The 16,645-nt window shown below is 70.7% G+C and carries 21 protein-coding genes; 10 read left to right on the plus strand and 11 right to left on the minus strand.

Annotated features, from left to right (window positions below; translation table 11 throughout):
• Positions 1 to 27: 27 nt before the first annotated feature.
• A complete protein-coding gene (locus tag ASG91_RS08340; RefSeq protein ID WP_056922159.1) occupies positions 28 to 528 on the minus strand; it encodes a DUF6328 family protein in 501 nt (166 codons plus the stop codon).
• Positions 529 to 693: 165 nt separating this feature from the next.
• Between ASG91_RS08340 and ASG91_RS08345 the strand changes: the two genes are divergently transcribed.
• Together ASG91_RS08345 and ASG91_RS08350 are read left to right on the plus strand one after the other, a co-directional pair.
• Entirely contained in the window at positions 694 to 1,524 is an 831-nt protein-coding gene (locus ASG91_RS08345; RefSeq protein WP_056922160.1) for a sigma-70 family RNA polymerase sigma factor, read from the plus strand.
• Positions 1,521 to 2,474 (plus strand): TIGR03557 family F420-dependent LLM class oxidoreductase, encoded by a 954-nt coding sequence (locus ASG91_RS08350; RefSeq protein WP_056922161.1) that lies wholly within the window; start codon positions 1,521 to 1,523, stop codon positions 2,472 to 2,474. The genes ASG91_RS08345 and ASG91_RS08350 overlap by 4 nt, the downstream gene beginning before the upstream one ends.
• Positions 2,475 to 2,497: 23 nt before the next feature.
• On the opposite strand, the gene ASG91_RS08355 is transcribed toward ASG91_RS08350, so the two are convergent.
• Entirely contained in the window at positions 2,498 to 3,199 is a 702-nt protein-coding gene (locus tag ASG91_RS08355; RefSeq protein WP_162257522.1) for an HAD family hydrolase, read from the minus strand.
• A 186-nt stretch (positions 3,200 to 3,385) separates the two neighbouring features.
• Between ASG91_RS08355 and ASG91_RS08360 the strand changes: the two genes are divergently transcribed.
• Both ASG91_RS08360 and ASG91_RS21005 read left to right on the plus strand, forming a co-directional pair.
• Complete coding sequence (locus tag ASG91_RS08360; protein ID WP_056922163.1) at positions 3,386 to 3,655, plus strand: hypothetical protein; 270 nt, start codon at positions 3,386 to 3,388, stop codon at positions 3,653 to 3,655.
• A gap of 4 nt (positions 3,656 to 3,659) precedes the next feature.
• Positions 3,660 to 3,824 (plus strand): hypothetical protein, encoded by a 165-nt coding sequence (locus ASG91_RS21005; RefSeq protein WP_200961265.1) that lies wholly within the window; start codon positions 3,660 to 3,662, stop codon positions 3,822 to 3,824.
• Between the two features lie 13 nt (positions 3,825 to 3,837).
• Here ASG91_RS21005 and ASG91_RS08365 read toward each other — a convergent pair whose 3' ends face one another.
• On the minus strand, positions 3,838 to 4,446 hold the full coding sequence (locus tag ASG91_RS08365; RefSeq protein WP_056922164.1) for a PAS and ANTAR domain-containing protein: 609 nt from the start codon (positions 4,444 to 4,446) through the stop codon (positions 3,838 to 3,840).
• A gap of 267 nt (positions 4,447 to 4,713) precedes the next feature.
• Between ASG91_RS08365 and ASG91_RS08370 the strand changes: the two genes are divergently transcribed.
• The 5 genes from ASG91_RS08370 (at position 4,714) to ASG91_RS08390 (ending at position 8,126) form a co-directional block, all read left to right on the plus strand.
• On the plus strand, positions 4,714 to 5,181 hold the full coding sequence (locus ASG91_RS08370; RefSeq protein WP_157581706.1) for a hypothetical protein: 468 nt from the start codon (positions 4,714 to 4,716) through the stop codon (positions 5,179 to 5,181).
• Entirely contained in the window at positions 5,178 to 6,407 is a 1,230-nt protein-coding gene (locus ASG91_RS08375) for an NRAMP family divalent metal transporter (RefSeq protein WP_056922166.1), read from the plus strand. Before ASG91_RS08370 ends, ASG91_RS08375 begins: the two co-directional genes overlap by 4 nt.
• An 18-nt stretch (positions 6,408 to 6,425) precedes the next feature.
• Positions 6,426 to 7,259 (plus strand): hypothetical protein, encoded by an 834-nt coding sequence (locus ASG91_RS08380; RefSeq protein ID WP_056922167.1) that lies wholly within the window; start codon positions 6,426 to 6,428, stop codon positions 7,257 to 7,259.
• A 108-nt stretch (positions 7,260 to 7,367) separates the two neighbouring features.
• Positions 7,368 to 7,598 carry a hypothetical protein gene (locus ASG91_RS08385; protein WP_056922168.1) on the plus strand — a complete coding sequence of 77 codons (231 nt, stop codon included), beginning with the start codon at positions 7,368 to 7,370 and terminating at the stop codon, positions 7,596 to 7,598.
• A gap of 105 nt (positions 7,599 to 7,703) precedes the next feature.
• Entirely contained in the window at positions 7,704 to 8,126 is a 423-nt protein-coding gene (locus ASG91_RS08390; RefSeq protein WP_056922169.1) for a glyoxalase superfamily protein, read from the plus strand.
• Positions 8,127 to 8,131: 5 nt separating this feature from the next.
• Here the strand turns inward: ASG91_RS08390 and ASG91_RS08395 are convergent, their stop codons facing one another.
• The 6 genes from ASG91_RS08395 to ligD form a co-directional block, all read right to left on the minus strand.
• Positions 8,132 to 8,734, minus strand: coding sequence for a hypothetical protein (locus ASG91_RS08395; RefSeq protein WP_056922170.1), 603 nt, complete (start codon positions 8,732 to 8,734; stop codon positions 8,132 to 8,134).
• A 27-nt stretch (positions 8,735 to 8,761) separates the two neighbouring features.
• Positions 8,762 to 9,814, minus strand: a complete 1,053-nt coding sequence (locus ASG91_RS08400) for a sulfate/molybdate ABC transporter ATP-binding protein (protein WP_056922171.1) — start codon at positions 9,812 to 9,814, stop codon at positions 8,762 to 8,764.
• 13 nt (positions 9,815 to 9,827) lie between these two features.
• Entirely contained in the window at positions 9,828 to 10,637 is an 810-nt protein-coding gene (locus ASG91_RS08405) for an ABC transporter permease (RefSeq protein WP_056922331.1), read from the minus strand.
• Positions 10,638 to 10,647: 10 nt separating this feature from the next.
• A complete protein-coding gene (modA, locus tag ASG91_RS08410) occupies positions 10,648 to 11,469 on the minus strand; it encodes a molybdate ABC transporter substrate-binding protein (protein WP_056922172.1) in 822 nt (273 codons plus the stop codon).
• Complete coding sequence (locus ASG91_RS08415; protein WP_056922173.1) at positions 11,466 to 11,870, minus strand: molybdopterin-binding protein; 405 nt, start codon at positions 11,868 to 11,870, stop codon at positions 11,466 to 11,468. The genes modA and ASG91_RS08415 overlap by 4 nt, the downstream gene beginning before the upstream one ends.
• Positions 11,871 to 11,942: 72 nt before the next feature.
• Positions 11,943 to 12,914: a non-homologous end-joining DNA ligase gene (ligD, locus tag ASG91_RS08420; protein ID WP_056922174.1), complete on the minus strand. Its 972-nt coding sequence runs from the start codon at positions 12,912 to 12,914 to the stop codon at positions 11,943 to 11,945.
• Positions 12,915 to 13,082: 168 nt separating this feature from the next.
• Between ligD and gabT the strand changes: the two genes are divergently transcribed.
• The gene (gene gabT, locus ASG91_RS08425) at positions 13,083 to 14,414 is read left to right on the plus strand and encodes a 4-aminobutyrate--2-oxoglutarate transaminase (protein ID WP_056922175.1); all 1,332 of its coding nucleotides are present in this window, start codon (positions 13,083 to 13,085) and stop codon (positions 14,412 to 14,414) included.
• 285 nt (positions 14,415 to 14,699) lie between these two features.
• On the opposite strand, the gene ASG91_RS08430 is transcribed toward gabT, so the two are convergent.
• A complete protein-coding gene (locus ASG91_RS08430; RefSeq protein WP_056922176.1) occupies positions 14,700 to 15,089 on the minus strand; it encodes a YciI family protein in 390 nt (129 codons plus the stop codon).
• 122 nt (positions 15,090 to 15,211) lie between these two features.
• Positions 15,212 to 16,522 carry a vanadium-dependent haloperoxidase gene (locus ASG91_RS08435; RefSeq protein ID WP_162257523.1) on the minus strand — a complete coding sequence of 437 codons (1,311 nt, stop codon included), beginning with the start codon at positions 16,520 to 16,522 and terminating at the stop codon, positions 15,212 to 15,214.
• Positions 16,523 to 16,645: the final 123 nt, after the last annotated feature.

Here is a 16,645-nt window from a genome sequence, read left to right on the forward strand (position 1 = left end):
ACTCCCCGGCGGTCGCGCCCGGGTGGGTCAGCGCTTGTCGCGGCGCAGCATGCCGAGCGGGAGCACCAGCCAGTTGACCGCGAAGAGCAGCAGGGAGGCCCCGGCCGCTGCGACGGCCACCCCGGTGTCGGCCACGACGTCGAAGATGACGAACGCCACGGCCGAGACGGCGAGGGCCAGGGCGACCAGCCCGACTCGCGCGCACCGGTTGGCGAGCGCGACGAGGGCTGCCTTCTCGCCCTTGCGGAACAGCAGCCGGTGGGCGCTGACAGGAGCCACCAGGAAGGCGGTCGCGACCACAGCGAGGGCGAAGGCGACCAGGAACACCACCCGGTTGACGTCCTCGATCTGGGTGAACCGCTGCTGGAACGGCAGGGTGAGCAGGAACCCGGCGAGGATCTGGACACCCGTCTGGACCACGCGCAGCTCCTGGAGCAGCTCGTCCCAGTTGCGATCGAGGCGCTCCAGGGGGGTCTCGTCGCGGCCGTCGTGTGCGCTGGCGGTGTCGGGGGCGTGGTCGTCGTCCATGCCACACGTCTACCCCCGATTCGCTCCCCCAACCAGTTCTGCCCCGTGTTGCCGCATCCACCAGATTCAGCCTGCCCTTGCGCCCGTCTGCCTGTGGTGGTTTGGTGAATACCGACACATCGGTCCAAAAGCGGTGCCGTGTCCCATCACTTCGAAGGGATGCCCATGGCACTCGCGACACCGCTTTCGACCACCCGGTTCCCGGCCGCCCCGCCGTCTGGCCCGGCGGATCACCAGGCCGGCCCGGACTCCCCGGACCACGCCCGCGCCGAGGAGCTGCTCGCCGAGGTCGAGACCTGCCACGACCGCTGGCGCCAGTGCGAGCTGCGGCAGGAGGCGGTCGCCCTCACGCTTGACCTCGTCGACGGGGTGGCGCGGCGCTACCACGGGCGGGGCATGGAGCGCGACGACCTCGTCCAGGTGGGCCGGATGGCCCTCGTGAAGGCAGCGAACGGCTACCGCTGCGGGCTGGGGAGCAGCTTCGCGGCATACGCGGTGCCGACGATCTCGGGCGAGATCAAGCGGCACTTCCGCGACCAGGGCTGGCTCGTGCGCCCGCCGCGACGGCTCCAGGAGCTGCGCGCCGAGGTGGCGGGCGAGCAGGAGCGGCTGCGCCAGGTGCTGCTGCGCGAGCCCACCGACGTCGAGCTGGCGCAGGCCCTCGACGTGACCACCGAGCAGGTGCGTGAGGTGCACGCGTCCTCGATGGCCTACCACGCGATGCCCCTCGACCTCTGCGACGGACCCGGCCCGACCGGTGACGTTCGCTGGTTCGACGACGTCGTCGTGGCCCGTGACGCCCTGCGCAGTGCGCTGGTGGAGTTGAGTGAACGAGACCTCCTGATCGTCCGCCTGAGGTTCGTCGAGGAGCAGACCCAGTCGCAGATCGGGGAGGTGCTGGGGGTCAGCCAGATGCAGGTCTCTCGCCTGCTGGGCTCGATCCTCCAGCGGTTGCGGGCTGCGATGGCCCCGGAGGTCGGAGGCGACCGGCCATGAAGGTGGGCTACTTCCTGTCGTCCGAGGAGTACACCCCCGACGACCTCGTCGAGCAGGCGGTCCTCGCCGAGCGAGCCGGGTTCTCGGGCCTGTGGATCAGCGACCACTACCACCCGTGGAACGACGAGCAGGGCCAGAGCCCCTTCGTCTGGTCGGTGATCGGCGCGATCTCGCAGGCGTGCTCGTTGCCGGTCACCACGGCCGTCACCTGCCCGACCGTCCGGCTGCACCCGGCCGTCGTGGCGCAGGCCGCAGCCACCTCGGCGACCATGCTCGGCGGGAAGTTCATCTTGGGGGTCGGCACCGGCGAGGCCCTCAACGAGCACATCCTGGGCGGCCCGTGGCCGCACGCCGAACGCCGCCTCGAGATGTTGGCGGAGGCGGTGGAGCTCATCCGGGCTCTCTGGACCGGCGAGGTGGTCTCCCACTCCGGGGAGCACTACACGGTGGACACCGCCCGGATCTACACGTTGCCGGCCGAACCCCCGCCCGTCTACGTGTCGGCGTTCGGGCCCAAGGCGCTCGAGGTGGCAGCCCGGATCGGTGACGGCTTCATCACGACCAAGCCGGACGCCGAGTCGGTCGCGGAGTTCAGGCGGCTCAAGGGCGACGCCAAGGCTCCCACGATGGCCGGCCTCAAGGTGGCCTTCGCCGACAGTGCCGAGGAGGGGCGCGACCACGCCCACCGCCTGTGGGCGAACTCCGGCCTACCGGGGGAGCTCGCCCAGGTGCTCCCTTCGCCGCAGCACTTCGAGCAGGCCTCGACGCTGGTCACCAAGGAGGCGACCGGCGAGTCGGTCGTCTGCGGCAACGACGTCCAGGAACACGTGGAGGCGTTCCAGCCCTATGCCGAGGCGGGGTTCGACGAGGTCTTCGTCGCGAACATGGGCCCCCACTGGCGCGAGATGATCGAGTTCTACGGGGAGCAAGTCCTGCCGCGGCTGGCCTGACCGTCCCGCCCTGCCCGCCATGGTCACGGTCGGGTGCCCCACACCCCCGGCGCAGGTTCGGGCCTGGCGTCCTGGAGGGCGTCAAGGAGGGCTGCGAGGTCCTGGAAGGTGAGCTCGGCGCCCGCGCTCTCGAGCTCGGCCGCACTCGTCCCACCGGTCGCGACGCCGATCGCCACCGAGCCGATCCGGGCGGCTGCCTCCATGTCCCACACCGAGTCGCCCACGACCATCACGTCATCGGCCTCGAGCCCCGCCCGCTCGAGGACGGCGCCGAGCACGTCGGGATCGGGCTTCGTGCTGTCCACGTCGTCTCCCGTGACGATGACGTCGAAGTCGGGGTGGTCGAGGACCTCCAGCATCGCCCAGAGGTCACGCTCCCCGCCCGAGGAGGCGAGGGCCACCGTCAGCCCGGCGTCGCGGCACCAGTTCAGCAGGACCCTGGCGGCCGGCAGCGGGTGCAACCGCTCGTGCCAGGTGCCGAACAGCACGTCGTGGGCAGCCGTGATCTCGGGGTCCTGGGCCCGCTCACGGCTGTCTCCGAGCAGGTGGTGCAGGAGGTGGTCGGACCCCATTCCCACCGTGTGGTGGACTGCGGCCATCGGACGGGAGTGGCCGAACTGCTGCAGCGCCTCCCACCAGCAGAGGGTGTGCACGTAGGTCGAGTCGACCAACGTGCCGTCGAGGTCGAAGACGATCCCGCTGGCTCGCGTCAGGCTGTCGGACATGGTGCCTCCCCAGCGCCCGTGGACCACCGGGCGGTCGTACCGGCTCCCCTCCATGGTGCCCCTGAACCGGCCGGGCCAAACCTGCGGGTTTGCCACCCATCCGGCCGGGTAGGACCCGGGCGGTGACGCCCCCACTCGCTCGCGTCACCGGCATACCGCTCCCCAGCGAGTGCACAGGAGGTCACCATGCCTGCACGCAAGCCCGGCCCGTCCGTGAAGGACCCAGAGATGTACGAGGCGCTGCGCGACGACGGCGCCAGCAAGGAGAAGGCGGCCCGCATCTCCAACGCCGCCTCGAACACCTCACGAAGCGCCGTGGGCGCCAAGGGCGGTCGCAGCGGCGACTACGAGGACTGGACCAAGCAGGAACTCATGAAGCGCGCCCGCCAGATCGGGATCGAGGGTCGCTCGTCGATGTCGAAGGCGCAGCTGGTCACGGCGCTGCGGGACCACTGAGCGGATGACCATGGACACCTACGCGTCGAACCTTCTCCCCGACGGGACGACCTTCCCGCCGGTCACCCCGGAGCCGCCCTTGCCGCCCGGGTACGAGCCCCCGCCGGAGCTGGAGCCGATCCCACCCGAGCCGGAGCAGGAGCCGTCCGAGCCGGAGCCGTCCGAGTGACCTCGGAGGGTGGTCAGAGGTTCTCGACCACGTGACGGGCCACGTCCCGGAGCTTCTCGTTGCGGGTGCTGGACCAGCTCTTGAGCAGGTCGAAGGCGGCGTCGGCGTCCAGGCCGTACCGCACCATCAGTGCGCCCTTGGCGCGCTCGATCACCGCGCGCTGCTCGATCACGCGTGAGGCCTCCTGCCAGGCGTCGGTCTTCACCTGGCGTTCGAGGGCGTTCGTCACGTCCACCATGTAGCCGTGGACGGCGACGACGCGTCCACCCAACACGATCCCCTCGCCCACCGAGATGACCTGTCGCACGGTGCCGTCGGCGGTCACGACCCGGTGTGGCTGGGTGAAGGGCTGGCCGGTCTCGAGCGCCTGGTGCAACGTCGCTGCCGCCTCGGCGTGGTCGTCGGGATGCTTGAGCGAGAGGATCAGCTGGGTGGTCAGCCGGGTCTCGCTGTCGAGCAGGCCGTGGATGGCGTACATCTCGTCGGACCACCACCAGGTGTCGGTGAGGTTGTCGTAGCGGAAGCGTCCGAGCGTGGAGGATGGCGGCGGCTGCTGCACACCACCGCTGAGGTGGTCGTCCGCGTAGCCGTCGGTGGAAGGGCTCGACTCAAGGGCCGACATGGGGTCCTCCGTGACAGGTGTCCGCTCACAAAGCGGAAGTGAAACGAGAGGGCTGCTTCTTAACCCGGCGTCATCATAGGTGGACCTGAGTCGGCTGCGACAACTCCTCCCGGCACGTGTCTCACGCGGCGCGTTTGGGGCCACGTTTGCCGGCACCAGAACCGGGCATGAGGAGGTCGTGACCGAAGGACTGGCCCTGGCGGGCGGTTGGTTGATCTATGCCTGCATGCTCTCCACGCTGGCCTTCGTCCTCCTGCGGCGCCCACGATGACCACCCGTCCTCGCGGCGCGCGCCTGGTCCGGGCAGCCAGCGCCGCCCTCATGGCCTGCCTCGCGCTCGGCGGGTGCGTGGTGCCGGCCCGGGACGACGGCGCCTTCCGGGCCAACGCCGAGGCCGCCCTCGGGTCCGCCGTCAGCGAGGCGCGCACCGGCGCCCTGGTCCTGCAGGCCCGGCTCGACGGGCACGCGACGAACGCCTACGCGGACACGGTCATCACCGAGAGCGAGTCCGCCATCGGCCCCATCGAGGACAGCTTCGGCAACGTCGACCCACCGGAGCCGGGGCAGGACCAGCTGCGGACCGACGTCATGGAGCTGCTGGGTGACACCGCCGACGCCTTCGCCGCCGCCAGGCTCGCGGTGCGGCGCGACGACGAGGCGCAGATGCGCGCGACGGCAACGGAGCTCACCGAGGTGGCGGACCGCATGGACGACGCCAAGGAGGGCTTGCGGTGAAGAAGCTCTTCGCCGTCGCGCTCGGGATCCTCACCGCCATCGGTGGATTCGTGGACATCGGCGACCTCGTGACCAACGGCCACGTGGGTTCGCGGTTCGGCATGTCGCTCGGCTGGGTCGTGATCGTCGGGATCGTCGGGATCTGCGTCTTCGCGGAGATGAGCGGGCGGGTCGCGGCGGTGTCCGGCCGAGCGACCTTCGACCTCGTCCGCGAACGGCTCGGCCCGCGCGTGGGACTGGCTAACCTCGTGGCGTCGATGGCCGTCACCATGCTCACCTTCATCGCCGAGATCGGTGGCGTCGCGCTGGCGCTCCAGCTGGCGACCAGCGTCAACGATTACCTGTGGATCCCGGTGGTGGGGGCCGCCGTCTGGCTGGTCCTGTGGCGGGTGAAGTTCGCGGTGCTGGAGAACGCCTTCGGCCTTGCCGGTCTGTCCCTCATCGTCTTCGCGGTGGCGCTGTGGAAGCTGGGCCCCGACTGGGATGCCCTGTGGCTCCAGGCGTCGCAGCCGTTCGTCCCGCATGACGAGAGCCACTGGACCTACGCCTACTACGCGATCGCCCTGTTCGGCGCGGCCATGACCCCGTACGAGGTCTTCTTCTTCTCCTCCGGTGGCGTGGAGGAGCGCTGGACCGCCAAGGACCTCGGCACCATGCGCGCCAACGTCTTCATCGGTTTCCCGTTGGGCGGCCTGCTCTCCCTGGCGATCGCGGCCACGGCGACCGTGGTCTTCCAACCCGAGGCGATCCAGGTCGACACCTTGGGACAGATCGCGTTGCCGGTCACGATCGCGCTGGGCAAGGTGGGGCTGGCGCTGGTGCTGTTGGGCTTCTTCGCGGCGACCTTCGGCGCCGCCTGTGAGACCGGTCTGTCGGTCGGCTACAGCATCGCGCAGTACTTCGGCTGGCAGTGGGGCAAGTACGTCGAGCCGTTGCGGGCCGCGCGGTTCCACACGGTGCTGCTGGTCTCGGCGATCGCGGCCATCGGGGTGCTGCTGACGACCGTCGACCCGATCATGCTCACCGAGTACTCAGTGGTGTTCAGCGCCATCGCGCTGCCGTTGACCTACTTCCCCATCCTCGTCGTGGCCAACGACCGCACCTACATGGGCAAGCACGTCAACGGGAGGCTGGCCAACGGCCTGGGGAGCGTCTACCTCTGCATCGTGCTGGTGGCCGCTGTCGCCGCGATCCCGCTCATGATCGTCACGAAGGCCGGTCAGTGACATGAGGAGGACCGCGTCATGACGCCATCCAGCGCGAAGCGGCAGGCGCCCAGCCACAGGGTGGTGCTGCGCATCCTCGACCACCAGGTGGTGGGTCCGGACGGCGAGCTGCTCGGCAACGTCGACGACCTCGAGCTGGTCGTCTCGCACGACGGGTGGAACGTCACCGCCCTCCAGGTCGGGCCGGCTGCCCTGGGTCGACGACTGCCGGGAGCACTCGGCCGCTGGACCGTGGCGATCTGGCGGCGCCTCCAGACCAGCCCCGAGGCGCAGCCTGCCCGGGTCGGGATCGAGGACGTGCACGACATCAGTTCGGCGATCACGGTCAGCGAGTCAGCGGCGAGGGCATTGGCTGCGTCGTTCGGGCTCGAGCTGTGGTTGCGGGAGCACGTCGTGTCACGGATCCCGGGGGCCAAGGGCGGTGGTGACGAGCGCGACGACCGAGGCCCTGTCCCAGAAGGTGGGGGCAAGGCGCCCCGGAGCGCGACGAAGCCGTCGGGTCGTGCGGTGCGGACCGGTTCGGTGTCGGACGTCATCGGCGCGCGGGTCTTTGCCAACGACGGGTCCGAGCTGGGGGTCGTCCTCGAGCTGCTCTGTGCCGAGCCCCCGTCCGGGCGTCGCCGAGACCACCTGGCCGTCACCCACCTCCAGTACGGGCAGCACGCCGCCGGCTCCCAGCTCGGCTACGACGCCGAGGCCCGCCAGGGCCCGTTGGTCGTGGGCGCGGTGGTCCGGTGGTGGCAGCGCAGCCACCGGGTCGCACTAATCGAGGCGGTCGCCGACGTGGACCTCGAGGCAGGCACGCTGCGGGTCACCTCCCACACAAGCCACGTGCACCCCCACGAGCTCTGAGGTCGCCCCGTCCGGTGTCGCACACCGTTGACAGAACGCGACATTTCGGATCATGATCACAGGGCTTCAAGCAGCCGGGGCACCTTTCACGACGTCCGGAGGCCGCTCATGACCGAGTTGACGAAGCCTGCTCCCACCGATGGCGCACCGGTCGCGGCGGCCCTCGAGGCCGAGGCGCCTGCGACCGTCCGCGAGCTGCTCACCGAGCTCGCCGCGCTCGAGGACGCCACCCGGTCGCCCGGCGCAGCTCGCCACGAGTGCCAAGCGGCTCTGGCGCGCGAGCAGGAGATCATCGCCGAGCTGCACCGTCGGTGCCCCGAAGGGACCCCGACGACCTGACCGACCCGTCGAAACCCGATCGTCTTGCGGTCAGGAAGTGGCCGGAAGTCTTCCTAGGCTGGTGGTAGAACCTCCGAAGGAGAGGTTGCGACGAGAGGACCGGCCGTGGACTACAAGATCGAGCTCATCCCCATCTCCGTCACGGACATCGACCGTACGAAGGCGTTCTACGAGGACGTCGTCGGGTGGCCGGCCGACCAGGACCAGGTCGTGGAGGAGGCGGGGCTACGCTTCGTCCAGATCACGCCGCCCGGGTCGGCCTGCTCCTTCTGCTTCGTCAAGGGCATGTCGATGCTGGGCGAGGGCGTGAAGCAGTACATCCAGGTGGTGGTCGCCGATGCCGACGCCGCGCACGACGAGCTCAAGGGTCGCGGCGTCGAGGTGACCGAGGTCGAGGACCTCCCGTGGGGTCGGTTCACCCACTTCGAGGACCCGGACGGCAACCACTTCGCGCTCCAGGAGCTGCCCGACTACGCCGCCGGGCTCGCGGCACGCGAGGCCGCCGCCGCGTCCGTCTCCCAGGACTGAGCGGGTCAGCCGCCGTCGGCGCCGCGTGGCCGACGCAGGGCCAGCCCGGCCACGAGGGCGCCGAGGGTGCCGAGCGCCTCGTCGCCGAGGGTGTCCTGGTATGCCGTGTCGAGCTCGGTGCCGTGGCGGATGAAGGTGTACCACTCGCCGAGCTCCCACCCGATCGCGAGCACGGCACCGAGCCCGGTCACCAGCAGCACCCGCGCCCACCGAACCCGGATCCCTTGCAGCAGTAGGAGACCCAGACCGGCGCACAACAACACCCAGTTGACGAAGTGGTTGGCGTCGTCCCACCACCCGACCGAGTCATAGAGGTCGAGGGTGTTGCCGGTGACGTCGATGAGGAACGGCGCCATCACGAGGGCGAAGGCGCCCCACGGGACCCTGACGTCTCGGCCACGGTGCGCCAGCCACCAGGCCACCGGCACCACGAGCATCATCACGGGGTAGGCGACCAGCCGGGCCCCGAAGGCCTTGCCCTCGAACTGCTGCAGGCTGCTCGCGAAGGTGCCGACGCCGAGTTGCACGACGGTCAGCGCGAGGACGGCCGCGGGCGCCCACCAGCCCGCGCGGACCCTCGAGCCGTGCGCCCCTCCGTCGGCAGCCATGAGGAGATCATGGTGGACCCGGGCGCGCTATGCGCCGTAGACGGCCACTTCGCTGGCCTTGACCGTGAGCACGACCGCCGTGCCCGGGGCGAGGTCGAGGTCGGCCAGCGCGGCGGGCGTGATGTCCGCGGAGAGGTATGCCGTGTGCACCCGCACCTGGTGTCCGTGCGGTTCCAGCTCGGTCACCGTCGCGTGCACGACGTTGCGTGGGCTGCCCGAGGGTGCGACACGGTAGACGCCCACGGCGCTGGGGCTGAACACCGCGACCGCGGCCGATCCGTCGGCCAGGTCGTCCTCGGACAGGCCCTCGACCTGGAGCCCTTCCGGCGTGGTCACGGTGGTGCCCCGGGCCGTGCCGCGCACCAGGTTGAGGCCCGCGATGCGTGCCGCGAACCGGCTGGTCGGTCGGGTCAGCACCCGCGCCGTCGGCCCCTCCTCGACGACTCGGCCCGCCTCGAGGACGGCGACGTCGTCGGCGAGCAGCACCGCGTCGAGGATGTCGTGCGTGACGACGATGGTGGTGCGGCCCTCGAGCACCCGTCGCAGCAGCTGGCGGATCGCCGGGGCGGAGTCGACGTCGAGCGCCGACAACGGCTCGTCGAGCAGCAGCAGGTGGGGCTCGGTGGCGAGGGCACGGGCGATGGCGACCCGCTGCGCCTGGCCGCCGGAGAGGGCCGCCGGCCGCCGGTCCGCAAACTCCTCCGCGTCCACCTGCGCCAGCCACTGGTGGGCCACCTCGCGAGCCCGGCCACGCGGCATACCGGCGCTGCGTGGGCCGAAGGCCACGTTGTCGAGCACCGACAGGTGGGGGAAGAGCCGGGCCTCCTGGGCGAGAAGGGCGACTCCGCGGGCGTGAGGCGGCACCCACGACGTGTCGCCGGCGCCATTGTGCGAGAACAGGATCCGGTCGTCGAGGGTGATGCGCCCGGACGCCGGGCGCAGGAGGCCGGCAATCGACGCGAGGGCCGTGGACTTGCCGGCGCCGTTGGGGCCGAGCAGCGCGAGGGTGCGCCCGGCCTCGACCGCGATCCCGAGGTCGAGGTCACGGTCGGGGAAGCCCACGCGGGCCTCGAGCTTCACGACGCTGCCATCTTCACAGCGCGGTCCGTGAGCGTCGGGTGAGGGCGATGACGACGGTGGCCACGACGACCAGCACCAGCGACAGGGCGACTGCCGCCTGTGGGTCGGTCTCGCGCTGCAGGTAGATCTCCAGGGGCAGCGTGCGGGTGACTCCTTGGAGGCTGCCGGCGAAGGTGATGGTGGCGCCGAACTCGCCGAGGGCCCGGGCGAACGCCAGCACCGCCCCGGATGCCAGCCCCGGCAGCACCAGCGGGAGGGTGACCCGCAGGAAGACGGTGGTCGGTCGGGCGCCGAGGGTCGCGGCCACCTCCTCGAACCGCTGGCCACCGGTGCGCAGCGCACCTTCCAGGCTGACGACGAGGAACGGCAGCGCCACGAAGGTCTGGGCCATCACGACGGCGGTGGTGGAGAAGGCGATCTGCAGCCCCAACACCTCCATGGAGTGCCCGAGCAAGCCCTTGCGGCCGAAGGTGTAGAGCAGGGCGATGCCTCCGACGACCGGTGGCAGCACGAGCGGGAGCAGCACGAGCGAGCGGGCGATCGACTGGCCCCGGAACTCGGTGCGCGCGAGGACGAGGGCCATCGGCACGCCGAAGAGGATGCACAGCACGGTGCTCGCCAGGGAGGTCCGCAGGCTCAGGGCCAGGGCCGCGCGCGAGGACTCGGAGGTGATGAGCGAGCCGAAGCTGCCCCACTCGACCCGCGTGAGCATCGCCACGAGCGGGAGGACGACGAAGGTCGCCCCGACCGCAGCGGGGACGAAGACCCAGGCAGGCAGGCCCAGCCGCGGCTGGCCTCGGAGCGTTGCGGGGACCTGCGGCACGAGGTGCACGCTACGGCTTGGCGAAGCCGGCGGCCGCGAGGATCCCCTGCCCGGGCTCGCCGGTGACCGCCTCGAGGAAGGCCTGGGCCGCCACGGCGTTCTTGCTCGCCTTGAGGGTCGCGATCGGGTAGGTGTTCACGGCCGACGACGACTCGGGGAACTCCACGCCCTCGACGGCGTCGCCCGCGCCCAACACGTCGGTCACGTAGACCAGCCCGGCGTCGGCCTCCATGGACGTGACTTTGCCGAGGACGTCGGTGACCGACTGCTCCTCGCTGACCGGCTTGATGTCGACCTTGGCGGCTGCCTCGACCTTGGCGGCGGCGGAGCCACAGGGCACTTCGGGCGCGCACAGCACGACCTTGACGCCAGGCCTGGCCAGGTCGGCCAGGCTCGCGATCTTGGCCGGGTTGCCCGGAGGCACCGCGATCTCGAGCGTGTTGGAGGCGAAGTTGGCCGGGGTCGCCGCCGTCAGCGAGTCGCCGGTCGCCTTGGCCATGTTCGTGGTGTCGGCCGAGGCGAAGACGTCGGCCGGGGCGCCCTGCTGGATCTGCGCGACGAGGTCGGACGACCCGGCGAAGTTGAAGGTCACCGTCACCCCGGGGTGGGTCCTCTCGAACTCGGTGCCGATCGCGGTGAACGTCTTCTTCAGCGAGGCCGCGGCGAAGACCGTCACGGTCCCGCTGAGCTCACCTCCCGACGAGGTCGACGACGAGCTGCCCCCCTGCGGCGACTCGTCGTCCGTCGAGGATCCCGACCCGCAGGCGGCGGTCGTCAGGAGGAGGCCGGCGAGGGCCAGGGCCGGCGTGGCGCGGCGGCGGACGATGGTCATGACGCTCCTTCCGGAGTCTCGACGATGACGGTCGTGGACTTCACGACGGCGATGGCCACCGACCCGAGCTCGAGCCGCAGGTCGTCCACGGCCTCCGAACTCATCAGCGAGACGACGCGGAACGGACCGCACTGCATCTCCACCTGGGCCATCACGGTGTCGCGCTTGATGTCGGTGACGAGGCCGACGAACCGGTTGCGGGCCGAACGCCCCACGCCGCTCGGGTCCTCGACGGCGTGCGCCTGGTCGCGGGCCAGCAGCGCCACCTGGTAGCCGTCGACGACCTTGCGACCGGCGTCGTCGGCCTCGGCCTGCAGGGCGCCGCTGTCGACCCAACGACGCACCGTGTCGTCGCTGACGCCGAGGAACGACGCGGCGTCCTTGATCCTCATCAGCGGCATGAGGAGGACACTACCTCCGCATCTGCGGGCGTGGAAGCCATTTCACTCCGCAGGATGGCCCCGGCTGGTCGGTCAGTCGGTGTCGGGCTCCGGCGGCTCGGCGGCGCCCTCGCGCTCGTCGCGGTCGGCCCACTCGACCAGCTGGTCGATCTCGAACACCGCGTCGTCGATCCCCGCGTGCAGGTCGCCCAGCTCGGCGTACCGGGCCGGCATGGTCGCGATGGTGAAGTCGTCGGGCTCGACGTCGTCCACCTCGTCCCAGCGGATCGGGGCCGACACCGTGCCGATCGGGTTGCCGCGCACCGAGTAGGCCGCCGCGATGGTGTGGTCGCGCGCGTTCTGGTTGTAGTCGACGAAGAGGTCGGCGGGGTCGCGGTCCTTGCGCCACCAGGTCGTGGTGACGTCGTCGGGCATCCGCCGCTCCACCTCCCGGGCGAACGCCAACGCACCACGACGCACGTCCTTGAAGCCCCACTCCGGCTTGATCCGCACGTAGACGTGCATCCCCGAACCGCCACTCGTCTTCGGCCACCCGACGGCGCCGAGCTCGTCGAGCACCTCGTGGGCGACGTGGGCGACCCGCTGCACCCGGTCCCAGGGGCAGTCCGGCCCGGGGTCGAGGTCGATCCGCCACTCGTCGGGCTTCTCCACATCGGCCCGCCGGCTGTTCCACGGGTGGAACTCGACGGTCGACATCTGCACCGCCCAGATGACCTGCGCCAGCTCGGTGACGCACAGCTCGTCCGCCGTGCGGTTCCACCGCGGGAAGGTCACCCGCACGGTCTCCAGCCAGGGCGGGGCTCCGTGCGGCACCCGCTTCTGGTGCACCTTCTCGCCGGACACCCCCTCGGGGAACCGGTGCAGCATGCAGGGCCGCTCGCGCAACGCGTTGACGATCCCGTCGCCCACCGACAGGTAGTAGTTGACCAGGTCGAGCTTGGTCTCACCGCGGGCCGGGAAGTAGACGCGGTCGGGGTTGGAGATGCGCACGTCGCGCCCACCGACCTCGACCTCGACCGCGGGCGAGCTCGCCTTGGATGCCATGCCCCCACGCTAAGGGGAGGCATGCCGCGCTGCCACGCCCGCGGCATACCTCACCTTTATCGGGTCTAGGGACAAAGGTCGGCTTCACCCGGAAACGGTTTCGGGGTGAAGCTGACGCTTCTCCCTAGACCCGATAAAGGTGTGGCGAGGCGGTCGTATGCTCGGCGCATGCTCGAACAGAAGCGCGTCCTCGCGACCAGCATCCCCGGCCCGAAGAGCCAGGCCCTCCAGCAGCGCAAGCTCGCCGCGGTGTCCGCCGGCGTGGGTACCGGCCTCCCGGTCTACATCGAGCAGGCCGCCGGTGGCATCCTGCGCGACGTCGACGGCAACCAGCTCATCGACTTCGGCTCGGGGATCGCCGTGACGACCGTGGGCAACGGCAACCAGCGGGTCATCGACGCCGTCACCGCCCAGATCAACGACTTCACCCACACCTGCTTCATGGTCACCCCCTACGAGGAGTACCTCGAGGTGGCCGAGGTGCTGGCCGAGGTCACGCCCGGCACGCACGACAAGCGTTCTGCGCTCTTCAACTCCGGCTCCGAGGCCGTCGAGAACGCTGTCAAGGTGGCCCGCCACTTCACCGGGCGGCAGGGCGTCGTCGCGTTCGACCACGCGTACCACGGGCGCACCAACCTGACGATGGGCCTGACCGCGAAGAACATGCCCTACAAGCACCGGTTCGGCCCGTTCGCGAGCGAGATCTACCGCGTGCCGATGGCCTACCCGTACCGCTGGCCCACCGGCCCGGAGGCCTGCGCCGACGAGGCCTTCACCGAGTTCGTCGACCTCGTGCACGCGCAGGTCGGCGAGGACAACACCGCGGCCGTCATCCTCGAGCCGATCCAGGGCGAGGGCGGGTTCATCGTGCCCGCACCCGGGTTCATGAAGAAGGTCTCCGACTGGTGCACCGAGCAGGGGATCCTGTTCATCGCCGACGAGGTGCAGACCGGGTTCTGCCGCACCGGCGACTGGTTCGCCTCCGAGCACGAGGACGTCGTGCCGGACCTCATCACCACGGCCAAGGGCATCGCCGGTGGCATGCCGCTGGCGGCGCTCACGGGTCGGGCCGACGTGATGGACGCGATCCACGTGGGCGGCCTCGGCGGCACCTACGGCGGCAACCCGGTCGCCTGCGCCAGCGCGCTCGCGGCGATCGAGACGATGAAGGCCGACGACCTGGCCGGACGTGCCCGCGCGGTCGAGGCGCTGTTCCGCCCACGGCTCGAGGCCCTCGCGGACAAGTACGGCGTCATCGGCGACATCCGGGGTCGCGGCGCGATGCTGGCGGTCGAGCTGGTCAGCGACCTCGAGCGCAAGACTCCCGACGCCGACCTCACCGGGCGGATCAACAAGGCCTGCCACGCCCGCGGGCTGGTCACGCTGACCTGCGGCACCTACGGCAACGTCTTCCGGTTCCTGCCGCCGCTGTCGGCCGGCGACGACCTGCTCTCCGAGGGTCTCGACATCCTCGAGGAAGCCTTCGCCGAGTCCGTCTGAGCCTCTCCCTCGCGGTTCGGTGCGGAAACACCCGGAGATCCGGGCGTTTCCGCACCGACGCACGCGCGGTGGGTGGCGTCCTGCGGCCCGCCACTGTTTACGTGGCCGTTGCGTGTCGGTCACCGGCCGGGTCTGTTTCCCCTGTTACAAAAGGTGAGACCCGGCCAAGTATGAGTTGGCCGGGTCTCGTGTCTCCCGAGGGAGACTGGCCTCCGAAGGAGGTCCGCTGATCTTGACCCATCCCGGCCGCCTCGCGCAAGGGGTCGAGGCGGTCGTCTCTCCGGCTCAGAGATCCTCGAAGGCCACCTCGCTACCCACTGGGCCGGCATGCTCCGGGAAGGCGATCCGACCGGACGCCACTGCCCAGCGTGCGACGTCCACCCGGAACCGGCCGGCCCGCACGGCCGGGTCCTGTTCGGCCAGGCGACGCGCCTCCACGGGGTCGACCGACCAGATCGACATGCCGCGGATGGTCTCGTCGGACTTGTCGAGCAGCGGCCCGTTCGCGACGATGATCCCGCGGTTGGCCAGGTCTGCGAGGTGGGCCAGGTGGGCGTGGTGCAACGCCGTGGACTCGTCCTCCGGGAGGTCGGGCGGGTTGGTCCCACGACGGAGGTAGACGACCGTGCGGACGTCGAAGCGGGCCGGGGCCCCCGGCGGTCGATCCGTGGACATGCGCCCATCATCGCCCGGACGCCCACGGGGCGCACGGAGGTGGCAGTGACCCGCTCATGGGTATGCCGCGTGGCAGCATGGCGGGCACGCTCAGGCCCACAACCGGTCTCGTGCCGATCCGCCTAGCCGGACGCACCTCCGTGGACCGGTTCGAAGTAGTGCTTGTCCATCCACCGGGCGACCTTCGAGCCGATCTGGGAGCCCACGACGTCAGCGGTGCGGAAGTGGATGCCGCCCCAGACGCGCGCGTCGATGACCTCGTCCATCGCCGTCGACAGTCGGGTGAAGGTGCGGACGTCACCCGGGTAGCGACCGGAGGTGACGTTGATAGTCACCTTGTCGGTCCCGAAGAACGCCCGGACTGCGCCGAGCGTGGCGCCCGTGACGCAGCCGTGCCCCGAGGGGTGCTCTGGGAACGGCGGGTTCGACAGCGGGGGTGTCGTCGCCGTCGACGGGTCGAACAGCGGCAGCCAGGCAGGGTCGGCAGTGGTCGCCGGGTTGCTGTCCGTGTCGGCCTCCCGGATGGCCGCGACCGGCCGCCAGAACTGCCAGTGGTACTTGTCGTTCCAGCAGGAGATGGCGCCGTCAGCACCGGCCAGGCTCATGCTGGCCAGCAACCGGGCGGCGTCGGCGGCGCCGAGGTCGTGCCGTGTGATGAGATCGCGGGCCATGCCGTGCCAGAGCGGCGCCGGCGCCGTCTGCCAGAAGATCGCGGTCTTCGTCTGCGCCGGCGTCCGGCTGGTGCTCGTGAGCGAGCCCAGCTCCTTGACCTCGTTGAAGTCCTTCGCGTACCTGCGACTGGTCAGCGAGTTCGGGCCGGACGAAGGGAACTGGTCCTGGCTCTTCATGAGGAACGGCCGGAGGTTGCCCACCCACGGGTCGGGGTCGAGCGCGCCCGCGGGGAAGGGGCGCCAGTCGCCCGCCTCCGTCCCGAGCTCGAACGTGAACGGTGCCATGAACCCGTCGCCCTGACGGGCGTCGAGCATCGCCTTGGCTGCCGCTTCACCGGCGCGGACACCTTCGTCCTCCGCCGCGCCGTCGGGCACGGCTGCGAGGGTGGCCGCCAGGGCGTCGTCGAGGGTGGTCTGCTGGGCTGGGGCCAGGGCCACCAGCACGTGGTGGGCGGCGGTGGCGACGGCCGCGTCCGTGGAGGCGCCAGGACTGATCCCCAGGGCCTCGAGGTCGAGCAGGTAGGGCTGGTGACCGCGGTCGATGGCGTTGACCGCGTCGTAGACCGCGCCGGCCACCATGGCGATGCCCCGGGTCTGGCCGTGGGCGCTGGGCCGCAGTGAGCCTGTGATGGGCTGGGCCCTGAGGTTCCACTCGAGGAGCACTGCGGAGCTGTCCTGAGGAGTGGCCTGTCGGGCTGTCGCTGGTGTGCCTGCTGCGGCACTGAGGGCGACTCCGAGGGCTGCGGTCAGGGCGAACCCCATCCCGCGGCGCCTCGCGCGTCCTGGTGAGCTGTGCTGAGTTGCTGCGTGCTGGACCGTCCCTGCTCCGGCCCGAGAGCGTGCTCTCATGGCTGGTCCCTTCGACGGGGGCCCATGGCGGGACGA

It is taken from the genome of Phycicoccus sp. Soil802 (assembly GCF_001429605.1).
GTDB lineage: Bacteria > Actinomycetota > Actinomycetes > Actinomycetales > Dermatophilaceae > Pedococcus.

Excerpts from the sequence above, each read along its gene's own strand:
- ASG91_RS21005 (WP_200961265.1), top strand. The coding sequence starts at position 3,660 with ATGACCATGGACACCTACGCGTCGAACCTTCTCCCCGACGGGACGACC.
- ASG91_RS08355 (WP_162257522.1), bottom strand. The coding sequence starts at position 3,199 with ATGTCCGACAGCCTGACGCGAGCCAGCGGGATCGTCTTCGACCTCGAC.
- ASG91_RS08385 (WP_056922168.1), top strand. The coding sequence starts at position 7,368 with ATGACCGAGTTGACGAAGCCTGCTCCCACCGATGGCGCACCGGTCGCG.
- ASG91_RS08340 (WP_056922159.1), bottom strand. The coding sequence starts at position 528 with ATGGACGACGACCACGCCCCCGACACCGCCAGCGCACACGACGGCCGC.
- modA (WP_056922172.1), bottom strand. The coding sequence starts at position 11,469 with ATGACCATCGTCCGCCGCCGCGCCACGCCGGCCCTGGCCCTCGCCGGC.
- ASG91_RS08370 (WP_157581706.1), top strand. The coding sequence starts at position 4,714 with ATGACCACCCGTCCTCGCGGCGCGCGCCTGGTCCGGGCAGCCAGCGCC.
- gabT (WP_056922175.1), top strand. The coding sequence starts at position 13,083 with ATGCTCGAACAGAAGCGCGTCCTCGCGACCAGCATCCCCGGCCCGAAG.
- ASG91_RS08350 (WP_056922161.1), top strand. The coding sequence starts at position 1,521 with ATGAAGGTGGGCTACTTCCTGTCGTCCGAGGAGTACACCCCCGACGAC.
- ASG91_RS08345 (WP_056922160.1), top strand. The coding sequence starts at position 694 with ATGGCACTCGCGACACCGCTTTCGACCACCCGGTTCCCGGCCGCCCCG.
- ASG91_RS08365 (WP_056922164.1), bottom strand. The coding sequence starts at position 4,446 with ATGTCGGCCCTTGAGTCGAGCCCTTCCACCGACGGCTACGCGGACGAC.
- ASG91_RS08380 (WP_056922167.1), top strand. The coding sequence starts at position 6,426 with ATGACGCCATCCAGCGCGAAGCGGCAGGCGCCCAGCCACAGGGTGGTG.
- ASG91_RS08415 (WP_056922173.1), bottom strand. The coding sequence starts at position 11,870 with ATGCCGCTGATGAGGATCAAGGACGCCGCGTCGTTCCTCGGCGTCAGC.
- ASG91_RS08435 (WP_162257523.1), bottom strand. The coding sequence starts at position 16,522 with ATGGGGTTCGCCCTGACCGCAGCCCTCGGAGTCGCCCTCAGTGCCGCA.
- ligD (WP_056922174.1), bottom strand. The coding sequence starts at position 12,914 with ATGGCATCCAAGGCGAGCTCGCCCGCGGTCGAGGTCGAGGTCGGTGGG.
- ASG91_RS08430 (WP_056922176.1), bottom strand. The coding sequence starts at position 15,089 with ATGTCCACGGATCGACCGCCGGGGGCCCCGGCCCGCTTCGACGTCCGC.
- ASG91_RS08360 (WP_056922163.1), top strand. The coding sequence starts at position 3,386 with ATGCCTGCACGCAAGCCCGGCCCGTCCGTGAAGGACCCAGAGATGTAC.
- ASG91_RS08395 (WP_056922170.1), bottom strand. The coding sequence starts at position 8,734 with ATGGCTGCCGACGGAGGGGCGCACGGCTCGAGGGTCCGCGCGGGCTGG.